This is a genomic window from Pseudomonas agronomica (assembly GCF_025917275.1).
GTDB lineage: Bacteria > Pseudomonadota > Gammaproteobacteria > Pseudomonadales > Pseudomonadaceae > Aquipseudomonas > Aquipseudomonas agronomica.
On the sequence record NZ_JAOSHO010000860.1, the window covers coordinates 1 to 1,216 of the forward strand.

The 1,216-nt window shown below is 59.7% G+C and carries 2 protein-coding genes; both read right to left on the reverse strand.

The annotated features are described in order from the left end of the window. Nucleotides 1–21 precede the first annotated feature (21 nt). Nucleotides 22–429 carry an ester cyclase gene (locus OC610_RS27725; protein WP_264432736.1) on the reverse strand — a complete coding sequence of 136 codons (408 nt, stop codon included), beginning with the start codon at nt 427–429 and terminating at the stop codon, nt 22–24. 55 nt (nt 430–484) lie between these two features. Further along, complete coding sequence (locus OC610_RS27730; protein WP_264432738.1) at nt 485–1,105, reverse strand: TetR/AcrR family transcriptional regulator; 621 nt, start codon at nt 1,103–1,105, stop codon at nt 485–487. Nucleotides 1,106–1,216: the final 111 nt, after the last annotated feature.

Sequence of the window (1,216 nt, forward strand, 5' to 3'; positions counted from 1 at the left end):
TCGCTCCCACATGGTTTTCGCTCAAGGCCCGTCTTCGGATGGGCCTTCGCGTTGCAGCGCAGCCTCCACCGCTGCCTTGTCGATCACCGACCACACCCGAACGATTTTTCCGCCTTCGAAGGCATAAAACACGTTCTCGGAAAATCGAATCCGCCGGCCGTGGGTCTCCAGCCCCAGGAATCGTCCTCGGGGCGAGCAATCGAACAGCAAGCGACTCGCGACATTCGGCGGTTCGACGACCAGCAGGTCGATATTGAAGCGCAAGTCGGCGATGGTGCTCACATCGTTTTCCAGCATCGCCCGGTAGCCTGCCAGCCCCACCGGTTTGCCGTTGTATTGCACCTTGTCGTCGACGAAGCTGCCCAGGTCCTGCCAGCGACGGGCGTTCAGGCAGGCGATGTAGTTGCGGTATTGCTCGGCCAGGTCCATATCGAGAGCCTCCGTGGTTGAGGTTGACCCTGCTCGACAGTCAATGACAAAGCCCTCAAGGCTGCAACCCTATCCCCCGCAAGATCACGCTGGTGACCGTCTGCACCGCCCGTTCGAATTGCATGTCGGACAGCGGCTGGTGGTCGTTGAGGATGTTGATCTGATGGTCGAAGTCGGCGTAGTGCTGCGTCGAGGCCCAGATCATGTAGAGCAGGCTGGACGGTTCCACCGGCAGGATGCGTTTGTCTTCCACCCACTGGCGGATCTTCGCTTCCTTCATCTTGGCCCAGTCGTAGAGGCTTGCATCGAGCGCCTGCCCCAGGGTCGGCGCGCCGTGGATCACTTCGTTGGCCCAGATCTTCGAGCCATGGGGCCGGCTACGGGAGTGGTTCATCTTGGCGCGGATATAACTGCTGAGCACGACGCGTGGGTCGTCGAACATCTCGAAGCACAGGGCGTCCTGCTTCCAGACGTCCAGCAGGTCGAACAGCACGGCGCTGTACAACTCGTTCTTGGTGCTGAAGTAGTAGTGCAGATTGGAACGCGGCAGTTGTGCTTCAGCGGCGATGTCCGCCATGGCGGTGCTACCGAAACCCTTTTCGGCGAAGACCTTCTCGGCGGCCAACAGAATTTTTTCGATGTTACTGCGACGAATCTCGATCTTGTGATTGCCCATGAGGGCTCCCTGGCGACAGCGTTGGCCAAGACTAGCATTCACCTACATTGAAAGAACACCGAGGGGATTCGTGGCGAGGGAGCTTGCTCCCGCTCGGCTGCGTAGGAGCTG